The organism is Oricola sp. (assembly GCF_965230365.1).
GTDB lineage: Bacteria > Pseudomonadota > Alphaproteobacteria > Rhizobiales > Rhizobiaceae > Oricola.
In genome coordinates this window covers 1,647,051-1,662,858 of sequence record NZ_OZ246003.1, presented here as the reverse complement: position 1 = coordinate 1,662,858, position 15,808 = coordinate 1,647,051, and the positions used below count along the sequence as shown (strand labels likewise).

At 63.7% G+C, this 15,808-nt stretch carries 13 protein-coding genes; 10 read left to right on the top strand and 3 right to left on the bottom strand.

Annotation, left to right across the window (positions count from 1 at the left end):
• The first annotated feature begins 1 nt into the window (after position 1).
• On the top strand, positions 2-3,088 hold the full coding sequence (locus ACO06R_RS07975) for an efflux RND transporter permease subunit (RefSeq protein WP_421858218.1): 3,087 nt from the start codon (positions 2-4) through the stop codon (positions 3,086-3,088).
• Between the two features lie 12 nt (positions 3,089-3,100).
• Here the strand turns inward: ACO06R_RS07975 and ACO06R_RS07970 are convergent, their stop codons facing one another.
• The gene (locus tag ACO06R_RS07970; protein WP_421858215.1) at positions 3,101-3,784 is read right to left on the bottom strand and encodes a hypothetical protein; all 684 of its coding nucleotides are present in this window, start codon (positions 3,782-3,784) and stop codon (positions 3,101-3,103) included.
• Between the two features lie 82 nt (positions 3,785-3,866).
• Positions 3,867-5,450, bottom strand: a complete 1,584-nt coding sequence (locus tag ACO06R_RS07965; protein WP_421858213.1) for a trimethylamine methyltransferase family protein — start codon at positions 5,448-5,450, stop codon at positions 3,867-3,869.
• A 274-nt stretch (positions 5,451-5,724) separates the two neighbouring features.
• On the opposite strand from ACO06R_RS07965, the gene ACO06R_RS07960 reads away from it, so the two are divergent.
• Together ACO06R_RS07960 and ACO06R_RS07955 are read left to right on the top strand one after the other, a co-directional pair.
• Positions 5,725-6,423 carry a corrinoid protein gene (locus ACO06R_RS07960; RefSeq protein WP_421858210.1) on the top strand — a complete coding sequence of 233 codons (699 nt, stop codon included), beginning with the start codon at positions 5,725-5,727 and terminating at the stop codon, positions 6,421-6,423.
• A gap of 70 nt (positions 6,424-6,493) precedes the next feature.
• Positions 6,494-8,002, top strand: coding sequence for a glycosyltransferase family 39 protein (locus ACO06R_RS07955; RefSeq protein ID WP_421858207.1), 1,509 nt, complete (start codon positions 6,494-6,496; stop codon positions 8,000-8,002).
• Here the strand turns inward: ACO06R_RS07955 and ACO06R_RS07950 are convergent, their stop codons facing one another.
• Positions 8,003-9,094: a glycosyltransferase gene (locus ACO06R_RS07950; protein ID WP_421858204.1), complete on the bottom strand. Its 1,092-nt coding sequence runs from the start codon at positions 9,092-9,094 to the stop codon at positions 8,003-8,005. It lies immediately after the preceding gene.
• Positions 9,095-9,203: 109 nt separating this feature from the next.
• On the opposite strand from ACO06R_RS07950, the gene ACO06R_RS07945 reads away from it, so the two are divergent.
• From ACO06R_RS07945 to ACO06R_RS07915, 7 genes are all read left to right on the top strand, one after another.
• Positions 9,204-9,827 carry a DUF1638 domain-containing protein gene (locus ACO06R_RS07945; protein ID WP_421858201.1) on the top strand — a complete coding sequence of 208 codons (624 nt, stop codon included), beginning with the start codon at positions 9,204-9,206 and terminating at the stop codon, positions 9,825-9,827.
• A 63-nt stretch (positions 9,828-9,890) separates the two neighbouring features.
• On the top strand, positions 9,891-10,562 hold the full coding sequence (locus ACO06R_RS07940) for an exopolysaccharide biosynthesis protein (RefSeq protein WP_421858199.1): 672 nt from the start codon (positions 9,891-9,893) through the stop codon (positions 10,560-10,562).
• Positions 10,563-10,688: 126 nt separating this feature from the next.
• A complete protein-coding gene (locus tag ACO06R_RS07935; RefSeq protein ID WP_421858196.1) occupies positions 10,689-10,991 on the top strand; it encodes a virulence factor in 303 nt (100 codons plus the stop codon).
• A gap of 46 nt (positions 10,992-11,037) precedes the next feature.
• Complete coding sequence (locus ACO06R_RS07930; RefSeq protein ID WP_421859275.1) at positions 11,038-11,580, top strand: methylenetetrahydrofolate reductase C-terminal domain-containing protein; 543 nt, start codon at positions 11,038-11,040, stop codon at positions 11,578-11,580.
• Entirely contained in the window at positions 11,577-12,689 is a 1,113-nt protein-coding gene (locus ACO06R_RS07925) for a methylenetetrahydrofolate reductase (RefSeq protein WP_421858194.1), read from the top strand. The genes ACO06R_RS07930 and ACO06R_RS07925 overlap by 4 nt, the downstream gene beginning before the upstream one ends.
• Positions 12,690-12,763: 74 nt before the next feature.
• On the top strand, positions 12,764-13,726 hold the full coding sequence (locus ACO06R_RS07920) for a methyltetrahydrofolate cobalamin methyltransferase (RefSeq protein ID WP_421858191.1): 963 nt from the start codon (positions 12,764-12,766) through the stop codon (positions 13,724-13,726).
• A gap of 8 nt (positions 13,727-13,734) precedes the next feature.
• Complete coding sequence (locus ACO06R_RS07915) at positions 13,735-15,777, top strand: ASKHA domain-containing protein (RefSeq protein ID WP_421858188.1); 2,043 nt, start codon at positions 13,735-13,737, stop codon at positions 15,775-15,777.
• Positions 15,778-15,808: the final 31 nt, after the last annotated feature.

Sequence of the window (15,808 nt, the reverse complement as noted above, 5' to 3'; positions counted from 1 at the left end):
GATGATCGGCTATTTCGTCCGGCATCCGCATGCGGCCAGCCTGCTGACGGTCGCCTTGCTTGTCCTAGGCGCAGTCGCCATTCTCGGCATCGACCGCGAAACGCTTCCCGCATCGCCGCGCGAGACAGTGCTTGCGGCCATCGATCACCCCGGCGCGCACGCCAGCGAGATCGACGCCAAAATCTGTCAGAGACTGCGGACCGCTTTGACCGGCGTCTCCGCTCCGGCTGAACTGAATTGCGTTTCCATCGACGGCCAAGCGATGATCTCGGCAAGGCTGGTCAAGCGCGAAGATGGATCGGAATCTGCCGATAACCTCTCCGACGCGCTCGCGCGTGTCGACGATCTCCCGGCCGGTGCCAGAATACGCGTCGGTGCGCCGGGGGCCGGCGGTGACACGCTGGCGCTGCTCGCCGTTACCGGCGTGCCCACAAACAATGGCCTGCTTGACTATGTAACGACGCTGGCAAGCCGTCTCGAGGCGATCTCCGGCGTCGGCGCGGCAAAAGTAGAAGGCCTGACGCAAAGCGAATTGCGCGTGGACATGCGCCCCGACGATCTGCGCCGCCTCGGACTGTCGGCGGCCGAAGTCGTCGATACAGTCGATACATTGCGCCCGCTGCCGCGCACCAGCAGCGGCGACATCGCCCGCTTCGCCTATGCGAGCGGCGAGGCCGGCGAGCTGGAAGAACTCGTGATCCGGCGCGCGCAATCCGGCGGCATAGTGCATCTCGGCGATGTCGCCGACATCGCGTGGGCACCGAGCGATCCACACCTTGTTACCACGATCGACGGTGCGCCCGCCGCCGTGATCCGGCTTGCAAAGACCAGGAAAGGCGATGCTGTCCGCACCTTGGCTGCAGTCGATGCCGTTCTGGAGGGCGAGCGCGTCAAGTATGACGAGCCGTTTGCGATTGCCGTGCTTGGCGGCGAAGCCGACACAATCCGCGCCTTTGTCGCGCAGACCGTGCGCAACACGGCCGTCGGTCTTGCGCTGGCGCTGGCTGTTCTGTGGCTGTTCTTCCGCGCCGACGACGCGTTTCGCATCGCGCTGACGTTTCCCACCGTCTTCTTTGCCGGTGTTCTTGCGATGTACGCAACGGGAATCCCGTTCAATCCCGTCGCCTTGCTGGCGCTTCTGGCTGCTGCCGTGGCCATAATCGATGGCAATGTGGCCGTCGCCGACAGCATCGCGGTCTGGCGAAACAAGGCCGCACCCGCCGCCGCCGCACTGAACGGTGCCCGCAGCGCCCTGCCCGGCCTAGGCGGCGCATTTGCGGTCGGTTTATGCCTGCTTACACCGGTCGTCTTCTCGGATGGCGCGTTCAGCGCGATGCTCGGATCGCTGGCGATCATTCTGTTCGGCCTGCTGGCGATCAATCTCGCTGTCGCTGGCCTGATCTTGCCGAACCACCTGTTCCATCCGCAGGAAACCTACGACCCGGACCGCCGGCTTTCGGTCCGCGCCGTCGCCGCGATCGGCGGAGGAACACTCATGCCGCTGGTCTCGCTTTCCGTCGGCTGGCGCTATTTGGCGGTGGGTACGTCGGCCGCGATCACCATCGCATGCGCGGGCATGGTCACGGCCGGCGTGGCGCGGTTTGAGACATTCCCGCCACCGCAGGGTGACACGCTGGAAGCCCGCCTGGCGCTGACGGCAAGCAGTTCGCAAGAGCAAGCCGAAGCTGCCGTCGACCAATTGCTCACCGCGCTCGACAAGGTTGATTCCCGCTATACGCTGCGCACCGAGGACCGCCAGCCGCTGGTCGAGCATGTCCTCGTCAGGTATGCGGTCAATGAAGACTTCCATGCCGGCGGCGCTCACGTCGCCACGATTACGGTGGAACTGCTCGAAGAGGCGGCGCGCAACGCCTCCTCCGGCGAACTGATCGCGGCCTGGCGCCAGGCCGCCGGTCCGCTCCCCGACACCCGCTCGCTCACAATTTCCACAATCGATGGCCTTGCGGGAATGAACAGTCTCCGCATTATGCTGTCCGGCGACGATCCGGAGCAGATCGACCGCGCAAATGCCGAATTGCTGCACGCTGTTGCGGCCCTCGGCGGCATACGTCAGGCACGGACGGACTTTCCGGGGCCACGCCCGGAAGTCGAGTTGCGGCCGAACGATTACGCACGCACGCTCGGGCTTGCGCCGGGCGAGATCGCCAAACAGCTGCGTGCGGGATTAGCCGATCCGGGCGCCGCCAGCCTGCGCCCATCCGGTTCCGCGATCGCCCTGCCGGCGGGAACAGGCTTCGCGCTTGACGACCTCGACGCCTTTCCGGTGGAGACTAGTGCGGGCACCAGGGCGCTCGCCGATCTGGTGACGATGCAGACCGTCGACGGCTACCCGCAACTGGTCAGGCGCGGCCAGGGTTTCGTTTCGCATATTGTGGTCGAAGTCGATCGCAAGCAGACGAACCCTGCAAAACTGGCAGCACTGATCCGCGGCGGAATCGCCGACGACATGGAGAGCCGAAATCCGGGACTGCGCATCGCGGTCGATGACACTTCAGGCACCCCCGCCGAAACTCCGCTCTTGTTCGCAGCCATGCCGCTCGCCGGCCTGGTTGCGGTCTTTTTCGTCTTTGCCGTGCTGTTCCGCAGCCTTTTCCTCGCAGCTGCGGTCACGCTCGCCGTTCCCTTCGCCATGCTTGGCGGCCTTGTCGGCCACATCATTTTCGGGATGTCCCTGTCGATACCGGCGCTGGCCGGTCTCGCAGCGCTTGCAATACTGACAACCGGGAACTCGGCCCAGATGATCGCGAGTTTCCGCGGGCATCTGGAGTTCGGCAATCCCGCGACCGCCGCCATCGCGGCCGCCCGCGACCGGCTACGCCCGCTGACCGCCACAACGCTGGCGGTGGTGCTGGGCCTGATGCCATTTTACTTGTCCCCCGGTCCCCAGGCTGAAGCCGTGGCGCCGTTTGTGGCGACCGTCCTGATGGGGCTGGTCACAGCGGCCTGGATGGTGCTGTTCATCTTGCCGGCGATCCTTGCGATCGTCTTCGACATGCTGCGTGTCGAACGCTGGCAGGCCCGATTCGACGCAACCCCGGACCGGATGCTGCCCTGGCGCGGGCGCTAGAGGGGCTTTTGGTCAGCTTGCCGCGATCGAGTTGAGATAGGCAGCCATGTGGAACGCCAGCTGCTCCGCGCCATATCGGTAGCCATCGTGCGGACAGGCCGCGCGCGCCGCACACCCGCCATTCACACAGCCGGCGCCGGCCGGCGAAGCAAGGTGCACACGGCATCGGCCAATATCGAGCCCGGCCTTGGAGACCGCATCCGCCGGACAGGCCTTCATGCAGTCTTTTCCGTCACATAGGTCGCAGAGATGCGGTGACGCCTCAGGCGCTTCAAGCGCGATCTCGCGGTCGAAAAGCAGTGCGCCGCGATAAGCGTGCCACAGCCCGAATTGCGGATGCATGAGGATGCCGAGCGGCGATGACTTCAGGCCTTCGGCCCGCATCGCCCATGACTGGAACGGCATATAGGGTTTGTCGGACGGGAACACGGCGCGCGCCGCAAACCGGCTGGCGACAGCCTCAAGCACCTCTTTCGACCATCGGTCGAGCGGGTCGGTTGGCACCTGCTTGCAGCCGGCGAGCCATTGCGAGAAATGTGGCCAGATCGACCCGCCGCCATGCCCGACCAGCGCAACAGCGCGCGCAGCCCTGCCGTCAGCGGCAAGCGGCGCGGCCTCGCCGACGCCGAATGCGAAACCGCCGCGCAGGATCAATCCGTGGCGCGCCAGTTCGGCGGCGAGATCGCTAACGTTCATCGCCCTCGCCGGCCAGGCCAGAGCGCCAGACCGCCTTGTGGATCATATCGGCCACTTTAGCCCGGCCATCAGCGGGCTTCCTTCAGCCAAAGGCGTCGGGCATGGAGTCCTTGCGCTCCCGAATGAATGCCTGCAGCGCCTCGTCGATGGCCGGATCGATGGCGGGTGCCTCGTAGCTTTCCAGCCACTGCCGGGCCAGGGCATTGGCCCGCTGGTCGGCGGTCTTGCGACCCTCGATGTCCCATTGCTCGAAGGAGTTGTTGTCGGCGACCAGCGACCGGTAGAAGGCGTGCTCGAAATTCGCGCGTGTGTGATCGCAACCGAGGAAGTGGCTGCCGGGTCCAACCTCGCGGATGGCGTCCATCGCCTGGCCGTTCTCGCTCAGGTCAACGCCCTCGGCAAAGCGCTGCTGCATGCCCAACTGGTCGATGTCGATCATGAACTTGTCGTAGGACGTGACCAGCCCGCCTTCGAGCCAGCCCGCCGAATGCAGGGCGAAGTTGGTGCCGGCCAGAAGCGTCATGCTGAGCGTCGCCGCGCTTTCATGGGCGGCCTGGGCATCCGGCAGCTTGGAACCGCACAGCGATCCGCCGGTACGGAACGGCAGTCCGAGCCGCCGCGCGAGCTGCGCCGCGCCGTAGGAAACCAGCGACGGCTCCGGCGTGCCGAAAGTCGGCGCACCCGACTGCATGGAGATCGAAGCGGCAAACGTCCCGAACAGAACCGGCGCACCGGGGCGCACAAGCTGCGTGAACGATGCGCCCGCCAGCACTTCGGCAAGCACCTGTGTCAGCGTGCCAGCAATGGTCACCGGGCTCATCGCACCAGCCAGGATGAACGGCGAGACGATGCAGGCCTGGTTGTTGCGCGCATACACCTTGGCCGCGCCGAGCATGGTGTCGTCGAACACCATCGGCGAGTTGGCGTTGATCAGGTTGATGACCACCGTGTTGTTGTCGACATAGTCGGCGCCAAACAGAATCTTGCACATCTCGACGGTGTCTTCGGCGCGCTCCGGCGCGGTGACCGACCCCATGAAGGGTTTGTCTGACAACGTCATGTGGCTGTAGACCATGTCGAGATGGCGCTTGTTGACCGGGATGTCCACCGGCTCGCACACCGTGCCGCCCGAATGGTGCATCGACGGCGCCAGATAGGCGAGCTTCACGATGTTGCGGAAGTCCTCGATGGTCGCGTAGCGCCGCTCACCGTCGAGGTCGCGGACGAAGGGTGGGCCGTAAACCGGCGCGAAAACGGTCGCGTTGCCGCCAATCTGCACGCTGCGTTCCGGGTTGCGCGCCTGCTGGGTGAAGGTCGAGGGCGCTGTCTTCAGCAACTCGCGGCACAGGCCCTTCGGAAAATGCACCCGTTGTCCCCTGACGTCGGCACCGGCATCCTTCCAGAGCGCGAGCGCCTCTTCATCGTCGCGAAACTCTATGCCGACTTCCTCGAGCACGGTGTCGGCGTTGGCTTCGATGATCGAAAGCGCCTCTTCGTCCAGCACTTCGAAGACCGGGACGCGCCGCGTGATATACGGCATGGCCGGACCGCGCTGACCGCTGCCGCGCGCCGCACGCCGCGCCGCTGCGCCGCCCGAAGCCCTTCGTCCGCCGCGTCCGCGGCCGCGCGCACCCTCGACGGTTTCATCGGAAGAGATGTCTGACATTGGTATCCTCAAGCGCCTCGAAAGGCGTCTCCTCGCAATCGTTTCGTCAAGAATGCGGCTCGGCCGGGTCGCAAGCGTTTCAATTCGCGGCAGGCTTTGACGCTGGCGGGATAGGCTTACATGTCCCAAGGTGACCGGCGGCGCGGGCTTTTCCGGTCGCAAAAGCATTCGACGCCGTCGCAATTGGCGCGTTTTTTTCAAGATTTTCGTTCCACTATCGACTACCTTGGGGACGCGCAGCGTCCCCTGCGTGCATTGGAGATGAGACGACGCAATGTCCGACGACGAAATCATTCTATCCGAGCTTTCGGACGACGAACTCGTGCAGCAGATGCATGACGACCTTTACGACGGTCTCAAGGAAGAGATCCTCGAAGGAACGAACATCCTTCTGGAGCGCGGCTGGGCACCGTATAATGTGCTGACCGACGCGCTGGTCGAAGGCATGCGGATCGTCGGCGAAGATTTCCGCGATGGCATCCTGTTCGTGCCGGAGGTGCTGCTTTCGGCGAATGCCATGAAGGCCGGCATGTCCATCCTGCGTCCGTTGCTCGCCGAAACCGGCGCGCCGAAGCTCGGCAAGATGGTCATCGGCACCGTCAAGGGCGACATCCACGACATCGGCAAGAACCTCGTCGGCATGATGATGGAAGGCGCCGGCTTCGACGTCGTCGACATCGGCATCAACAATCCGGTCGAGAACTACCTCGAGGCACTCGAGAAGGAACAGCCGGACATTCTCGGCATGTCGGCGCTTTTGACCACGACCATGCCCTACATGAAGGTGGTCATCGATACGATGCGCGAGAAGGGAATTCGCGACGACTATGTGGTTCTCGTCGGCGGCGCACCGCTGAACGAGGAGTTCGGCAAGGCCGTTGGCGCGGACGCCTATTGCCGCGACGCCGCTGTCGCGGTGGAGACCGCCAAGGAATTCATGAAGCGCAGACACAACCAGATGGCTACGGCCTGATCCGGGACATTCTGTTGACCCAACGTTTCTGAGCTTGCCGGAAACGCGGAATCGCGGTTGAAGAAAGTAAATGCTTACCTTCGACCGCGCCGCCAAGGCTGAGCCCACTGCGCGCGACGCGCTCCTCCTGATCGCCGGTTTCCTGCTGCTGCGGCTTGCAACGGCGTGGATCTATCCGGCGATGATCGACGAAGCCTACGCGATCACGGTTTCGCGCAGCTGGTCGCTGTCCTATTTCGATCATCCGCCTGTCGGCTTCACCATTGCGCGGCTCGTTGCGTGGCTGGCCGGCAGCGAAAACGTCTTTGTCATTCGCCTGCCTTTCGTGCTCGCCGGTTCGCTTTGCGGATGGCTGATCTGGGATGTGACCCGCATCGCATTTGGCGCGCGTGCCGCGTGGTGGGCACTGGCCTGGTATTCGGTCGCCCCCTTCTTCCTGATTTCCGCCGGCCATTTCATCGTTCCCGACGGACCGCTCAACCTGGCGCTGCTGGCCACGCTGCGCCTCGTGCTGCCGGACCTGCTCATGCCCGAACGATCGCTACGCACCGTCCGCTGGCTGGCGGCCGGCCTTTGCTTTGCCGTGGCACTCGCCTCCAAGTACCAAGCCGGGCTGTTCGGCCTTTCCGCGCTCGCCTTCCTGCTGGTCAGTCCGCCGCATCGCCGGCTGTTCGCCGCGCCGGCGCTTTGGGGCTCGCTTGCCCTCGGCGCGCTCGGTCTCGTCCCCGTTGTCGCCTGGAATGCAGCCCATGACTGGGTGTCGATCGGCTTTCAGGCAGCGCGGTCCGGCGCCGCCTCGCCAGGTTTCGAACCCGGCAACTTCGCCGTCACGCTGGTCGGCCAGATGGCCTATCTTCTTCCGGGCACCTGGATCATTGTCGTCTGGATGGCGACAAACGGGGTTGCGCGCCCGCAGGCCACCGCTGACCGGCTGTTCGGCTGGCTGGCGATCCTGCCGGCAATCCTGTTCCTCGCCGCCGCACTGATCAGCCGGAACTCCCTGCCCCACTGGGCAATGAGCGGATTTCTGTTCGGCTTCGCGCTCGCCGGCGCCTGGGCGGCTCGGGTGGCGGACCGCCATCGCTGGGCGCTGCTGGCCGCATGGCGCGCATCGTGGATCGTCATTCCGGTGCTGGCGCTGGTGGTCGGCCTTCAGGCGCGTTACGCCCTCTTCACCCGCCCCTTCGCGAACCTGCCGCCGCAGTTCGATGTCGACTGGCAGTTGCAGGACTGGTCGGCGCTCGCGACCACTTGGCCACAACTGGGCGCGCCGAAGCTCGTCGTCACGCGGGACTGGCACATCGCGGGCAAGGTGGGCCACGCGCTCGGACCCGATGTGATAATCCGGCCGCTGACCGACCCGCGGCATTTCCAGTTCCTGACCGACACGGGCGGGAGTTCGGCTATTGCCATTCATCCGGGCGCGGCCAACCGAACCGGCGAAACGCTGGAAAAGTTCCGGACCAATCTGCAAAACCACGGTTACCGCGAGACGGGCGAGCCGAGCCTCCTGTCCATGCCCTCCGGTTCGCATACGCGTTTCGTCATCATTGCAGTTCCGGTGGAACGGACCCGCTGATCAGGTATCGCGCCAGGTCACCAGCTTGGTCACGGCATAATTGAACACCGCGCTCATCAGAGCGCCGGCGAAACCCGCAAGGCCGGCCGACCAGTCCCACTCGAATAGCTGCACCGCAATCGACACATTGGCCAAAGCACCAATACCGCAGACCACGTAGAAAGTGGCCAGCCCGGTCACGAACCGCAAGCCGGTCAGGCGGCGATGCCGGTAGGTGACTTCGTTGTTGAAGACGAAGTTCGAGGTCATCGCAGCGAATGTCGCGACGAACTGCGAGATCGCAAAGTCGACACCAAGCAGATCGGTGAAGGCGAACAGCGTCGCCATGTGCACGAACAGACCGGAAAAACCGACCAACCCGTAAAGCAGGAATTTCACCGGCAGGAAGCCGCCGGTGTAGCGCGAAAACAAAAGACCGAGAAACTGCACGGTCACGAGAAAGCCAAGTTTGCTCTCGCCTTCCATGCGCTCGCGGAACTGGAACGGAACCTCGACGATCTTCAGGTTGCGCCCGAAGCGGCTGACGATATCGAACAGGATCTTGAATCCGTCGCGCGAAATCGAAGCCGCGGCAGTGTCGGCCAGGTCACGCTTCATCATGAAAAAGCCGCTCATCGGATCGGAGGTGAAATCGCCGGTGATGCGGTTGGCCAATGCTGTTGCCAGTTCGCTGCCCTTGGCGCGGGTTTTCTTCTGAAAGCCGGATGTCGCGTTGCCGCCATCGACATAGCGGCTGCCGATCACCAGATCGGCGCCGTTTCGGATCTGCTCCAGCATCACCGGCAGCCGGGTCTCGTCGTGCTGCATGTCGGCGTCCATGACCGCGACGACCGGTGCTTGCGACGCCATCATGCCCTCGATGCAGGCGCCTGACAGGCCGCGCCGCCCGATGCGGCGGATACAGCGAACTTCGGGACGCTCGAAGGCCAGTTGGCGGGTCACCGCCGACGTACCGTCCGGACTGTCATCGTCGACGACAATGACTTCGTAGGCCAATCCCTGCATAGCGTCGGCAATTTTACCGGCGATCAGCGGAATGTTCTTTGCCTCGTTATAGGCGGGCAAAATGATCGATAGCTCTGGCGTCTTCATCCCGTTCCCGGACGCTTTCCGCGTCCCCCTCGGCCTGGCGCGTTCTTTCCGCCATAGGCAAATCCCTCATCCATGACTAAATGTATCCGATTGAGAAAGACTGAAGGTCATGACGGTCGAACCGGAAAAAGTCAGGGTCATTGCTTGCGGCATGATCGCGCGCGAGATCCTCGACATTTGCCGCGCCAACGGTCTCGATCACATTTCGCTCACCTGTCTGCCCGCAGACTTTCATCATCATCCCCACAAAATCGCCCCCGCGGCAGAAGCCGCGATTCTAAAAGCAAAAAAAGACGGTTACAGCAATATCTTCATGGGTTACGCCGATTGTGGAACCGGCGGCATGCTCGACGAGGTCTGCGAGAGACACGGGGTCGACCGGATCGCCGGGCCGCACTGTTTCTCGTTTTACTTCGGCAATGCCGAGTTCGCCGCTACCGATGACGAGTTCCTCACGACATTCTTCATGACCGATTTCCTCGCCCGCCATTTCGACACATTTTTAATGCGGCCGCTCGGTCTGGACCGGCATCCCGAACTGCGCGAGATGTATTTCGGCAACTATGATCGGTTACTGTATCTGGCGCAGACCGCCGAGCCGGAGCTTGCCGAAAAAGCGCGCAAGGCGGCCTCCGCACTGGGATTGCGATACGAGCACAAGTACACAGGCTATGGTGATCTTACGCCGGCCTTGAAGACGGCGGGGACGGCAGCAAAAACGCCACAATCGTAAACCAATTCGTCGCATTTGAGTTTTAGTGTAGAGCATTGACGAGACAGGTGTCTGAGAGTTTGCGTGAGCCTTGTAAACGAGATGTTGCAACAGCAGCCTGATCCCTACGGGACATCCGCAGAGGCGCATCCTTGCAGCCAGCCGAGGCTGTTGTCGGAGGTGTTGCGCGCGATGGCGGCCGAGGCGCGTGGCACGGTTTCGGTTCGCTGTATCCGTAGTGCTCTCGCCGACCGCAGCTTCGCGACATTCCTCGTCTTTACCGCTTGCATCAACATGCTGCCCTTCCCGCCGGGCTCGACGGTCGTTCTCGGTGTCCCGATCGTGCTGGTCGCTTTGCAGATGGTCTTCGGCTACCCGACGGTCTGGCTGCCGCGCTGGTTCCTGCGGCGCTCTCTTAGCCGCAATGCCTTCGACCGCATGACGACCTGGCTGATCCCGTTCCTGGAGCGCATGGAGAACTGGGTCAAGCCACGCTACTGGCCGTTTCCGAGCATCAAGAGCGGCGAAAAGACCGTCGGCCTGATAGCGCTGTTGTTCGGGATTGCCGTGGTCATCCCGATACCCTTCGGCAACTGGCTGCCGGCCCTTGCTGTCGCGATCTGCGGCATCGCGCTGTCGGAGCGCGACGGCCTGGTACTCGCCATCGGCATCGGAACCGGCATTGTATCCATCGCCATCATGATCGGCGTCGTGCTGGTCGCCGGGGCCGCAGCGCACACCTGGTTCGGTTTCTAGGCCGGCAAAAGACAAGCTCCGCGGCCTCTCTGCTTTGTTGCGTCGTTTTTGAATTGACGCGCGTCGTCCGCCAACAAGCCGCCGAAACCTGCTTGCTGCATTGCTGAATCTCCATGGAGGACAGCCGTGCCCAACAAGATAATCGTATATTGGCGTGACATTCCCGCCCAAGTGATCGTGAAACAGGGTCGCAAGGCCGTCAAACGGGAATTGCCACTGCGATTCACGGAAGCAATCGACATGTGCGCAATGCGCGTCGGCGCCCGCGATTCCGACGCCTATCTGGCCGAATGGCGGCGTGGCGACCCGGTTGCTGTCGGCGACGACATGGAAGCCGAAGCAGATCGTGCGGTCGAGGACATCCTTGCGCAATTCGACGACGCGGCGCTGAAGGCGCTGGTCAAGGCCGAGGGGCGCAGCGATGGCTAAGACGCTGATCGACAAGCGGACCAAGCCGGGCAGCTCGCCGGAGGCGATGCAGAAAAAGTCGGCGCAAAAGGGTGCATTCCAGCCAGCGCACCTGACGCCGGCCCGCCGCGAGCGAAAGACCTATACGATCCGCCGCTGGTCAGTGCGCAATGCGCGCTTTCTGGAGTGGTTTTACGAGCACTTCGCCAACCTGTTCCTGGCGCTCGATCCGTTCTGGAAGGCGGTTGGCTACCACCGCGCAGAACGCCCGGTGACATTCGTCGAACGCGGCGTGAAGGGCCTTTTGTTCGATTGCCGCATGTGCGGCATGTGTGTCCTGTCGTCGACCGGCATGTCTTGTCCCATGAATTGCCCGAAACAGCTGCGCAACGGCCCGTGCGGCGGGGTGCGCGCCAATGGAAATTGCGAGGTCGAACCGGATATGCCCTGCGTTTGGGTCCAGGCGTGGTCCGGCGCGCAGCGCATGCGGGACGGCGACGCGATCATGAACGTCCAGCCGCCAGTTAACCAGTCACTGCGCGAAACTTCGTCCTGGCTGCGCGTCACCGCGCAAGCCGCCGCCGAGCGCGAGGAGGCGAAAGGATCATGACAAGCGATTCCAACGGACGCCCACCCCAGCCGGACGAGAATCCGTCCGGCATCGATCAGCCGCTCGAACCCCAAGAGGATCACTCCTCGCTTGGCCGCTTGGAACGCGTGCTGCGCCGCGGCGAATTCGCGGTGACGACCGAGCTCAACCCGCCGGATTCCGCCAATCCGAACGATGTCTACGAGCGCGCCGCTGTGTTCGACGGCTGGGTCGACGCGATCAACGCGGTGGATGCTTCGGGTGCCAACTGCCACATGTCCTCGGTCGGCATCTGCTCGCTCCTGACCCGCATGGGCTATGCGCCCGTCCTGCAGATTTCCTGCCGCGACAAAAACCGCATCGCCATCCAGGGCGATGTGCTTGGCGCAGCCGCGATGGGCGTGGCCAACATCCTCTGCCTGACCGGCGACGGCGTGCAGGCCGGCGACCAGCCCGGCGCAAAGCCGGTCTTCGATCTCGACAGCATGTCGCTGCTCGAGACGGTGCGCATCATGCGCGATGAAAGCCGCTTCCTGTCGGGCCGCAAGATCACCTCGCCGCCGAACGTGTTCCTCGGCGCGGCGATCAACCCCTTCGCTCCGCCCTTCGATTTTCGCCCGCACCGGCTGGCCAAGAAGATCGAGGCCGGCGCGCAGTTTGTGCAGAGCCAGTATTGCTTCGACGTGCCGATGTTCAAGGAGTACATGAAGCGCGTGCGCGACATGGGCCTGCACGAGAAGTGCTACATCATGGCCGGCGTCGGCCCCCTCGCCTCTGCCAAGACAGCCCGCTGGATCCGCTCCAACGTACCGGGCATTCACATCCCGGACGCCGTCATCAAGCGGCTGGAGGGCGCGGAAAAGCAGAAGGAGGAAGGCAAGCGCCTGTGCATCGATATCATCAACGAAGTGAAGGATATCGAAGGCGTTTCCGGCATTCACGTCATGGCCTACCGGCAGGAAGAATTTGTCGCGGAGATCGTTTCGGAATCCGATGCGCTCAAGGGGCGCCGGCCGTGGACCCGCGAAGTGCGCTATGACGAACCGATCGTCGCCGAACGGCTTGAGGAAATCCTCAATCCGGAAGAAGGCGTGACACCGCAGGAAATCATCGAGGAACGGACGAGCTGAACGCGCGTGCCCTCGCCCTTGAACCCAAACACATAACGATATAAAGAATTCTTTATATCAAAAATGAGGACGATATGACCCGTACAGTCGTTGCATCCGCGACCCGCGAAATCGTGATCGGTTTCGACCAGCCCTTCTGCGTCATCGGCGAACGCATCAACCCGACCGGCCGCAAGAAACTCGCCGCCGAGATGGTCGAGGGCAATTTCGACACCGTGCGCAAGGATGCGCTCGAGCAGGTCGCCGCCGGCGCCACCATGCTCGACGTAAACGCGGGCGTGACAGCAGTCGACCCCAACGCCACGGAGCCGGCGCTGCTGGTCAAGACGATGGAAATCGTCCAGGAACTTGTCGACGTGCCGCTGTCGATCGACTCGTCCGTGACCGCCGCCATCGAAGCTGCGCTTGAAGTGGCCAAGGGCCGCCCGCTGGTGAATTCGGTGACCGGCGAGGAAGAAAAGCTCGAAGCGATCCTGCCGTTGATCAAGAAATACGATGTCCCGGTTGTCGCCATCTCCAACGACGAGACCGGCATTTCCGAGGACCCGGATGTCCGCTTCGAAGTCGCCAAGAAAATCGTCGAACGCGCCGCCGATTTCGGCATTCCGTCGCATGACATCGTGGTCGACCCGCTGGTCATGCCGATCGGTGCGATGGGCACCGCCGGCCAGCAGGTCTTCGCGCTTTTGCGCCGCTTGCGCGAGGAACTGAAGGTCAACACCACCTGCGGCCTGTCCAACATATCGTTCGGCCTGCCGCATCGCCACGGCATCAATGCCGGCTTCATTCCGATGGTGATCGGCGCCGGCATGACATCGGCGATCATGAACCCCTGCCGCCCGCAAGAAATGGAGGCCGTACGCGCCGCCAATGTGCTGAACGGCACCGACCCCGACTGCATGACCTGGATCCGTACCTACAAGGACTATCAGCCGCATGCGCCGGGCGCACCGGCTCCGGCGGCAACCGCTCCGGCATCGGGCGGTGACGCTGGCGGCCGTCGCCGCGGCGGACGCGCCGCCCGCGCGCGGGCATAATCGAGGCGATGACCGATCCCCTCGTCCTGTTCATGCCTTCGGGAAAGCGCGGACGCTTTCCCGCCGGTACGCCGGTTCTCGACGCCGCCCGCGAATTGGGCGTCTATGTCGAGAGCGTCTGCGGCGGCCGCGGCATCTGCGGACGCTGCCAGATCGAAGTGCAGGAAGGCCAGTTCGCCAAGCACGGCATCACCTCGTCGAACGACCACATCTCCGAATTCGGGGCCAAGGAACAGCGCTACGCCGACAAGCGCGATCTGAAGCCCGGGCGCCGCCTGTCTTGCTCGGCGACGATACAGGGCGATCTGGTCGTCGACATCCCGCAGGACGTGCAGGTCAATGCACAGATCGTCCGCAAGGCCGCCGACACCCGCGTCTTCGAGCGCAAGCCGGCGGTCCAGCTGTGCTATGTCGAGGTCGAGGAACCCGACATGCACAAGCCGCTCGGCGATCTCGACCGGCTGAAAGTGGCGATCGAGGCCGATTGGGGCTTCTCCCACATTCTGGTCGACCAGTACCTGTTCCCGGAAGTCCAGAGCATACTGCGCAAGGGCGGTTGGAAGGTCACTGCCGCCATCCACCAGGACGAAGAAACCGGCCGCCCGAGCCTGATCGCGCTGTGGCCGGGCCTGCACAACGAGGCCTACGGGATCGCCTGCGACATCGGTTCGACGACCATCGCCATGCATCTGGTGTCGCTCCTGTCCGGCCAGGTGATCGCGTCGGCCGGCACATCCAACCCGCAGATCCGTTTCGGCGAAGACCTGATGAGCCGGGTCTCCTATGTGATGATGAACCCGGATGGCCGCGAAGCCATGACGAGCGCCGTGCGCGAGGCGGTCGACGGGTTGATTGGCCAGGTCTGTGCCGACAGCATGGTCGACCGCGGCAATGTGCTCGACGCGGTATTCGTCGGCAACCCGATCATGCATCACCTGTTCCTCGGCATCGATCCGACCGAGCTCGGCGGCGCGCCTTTCGCGTTGGCTGTGTCCGGCGCCGTCCACACCTGGGCCGGCGATCTCGGCCTTGCCGCCAACAAGGGCTGCCGGGTTTATGTCATTCCCTGCATCGCCGGCCATGTCGGCGCCGACGCCGCCGCCGCGACCCTGTCGGAAGGCCCGCATCGCCAGGACGACATGATGCTGCTGGTCGATGTCGGCACCAATGCGGAAATCGTGCTCGGCAATTCGAACCGCGTCGTTGCCGCCTCCTCGCCGACCGGCCCGGCCTTTGAGGGCGCGGAGATTTCGTCCGGCCAGCGCGCCGCTCCGGGCGCCATCGAGCGGGTGCGCATCGATCCCGCGACGCTGGAGCCGAAGTTCCGCGTCATCGGCTCGGAACTGTGGTCGGACGAGGAAGGTTTTGCAGAGAGTGTCGAGGCGACCGGCATCACCGGTATCTGCGGTTCGGCCATCATCGAGGTCATCGCCGAGATGTTTCTCGCCGGCATCATCTCCGAGGACGGCGTGGTCGATGGCGCGCTTGCCGAAAAATCGCCGCGCATCGTCGCCGATGGCCGCACCTTCTCCTATGTGCTGCATGACGGCGCGCCGCGCCTGACCGTTACCCAGAACGATGTTCGCGCCATCCAGCTCGCCAAGGCCGCGCTTTATGCCGGCATCAAGCTCCTGATGGACAAGCTGGACATCGCCCGGGTCGGTCAGATCCGCTTTGCCGGCGCGTTCGGTTCCTTCATCGATCCGAAATACGCCATGGTGCTGGGCCTGATCCCGGATTGCGATCTGGACAAGGTTTCGGCGGTCGGCAACGCCGCGGGCACAGGCGCCCGCATGGCGCTGATCAACCGCGATTTCCGCCGTGAAATCGAAACCGCCGTGCGCAATATCGAAAAGATCGAGACCGCGCTGGAAGCGAAATTCCAGGACCATTTCGTGGCTGCGATGGCGCTGCCCAACAAGACCGATCCCTTCCCCGAATTGGCCAAGGCCGTGACCTTGCCGCCCCGCAAGACAGTGGCCGCCGCAGGCGATGGGGCAGCAGTCGGCGGTCGCCGGCGCCGCGAGGGGGGACGTCGCGCGCGAAGTTGAAGCAGGCTGCACAGGTCAAATCCAAGTGCAG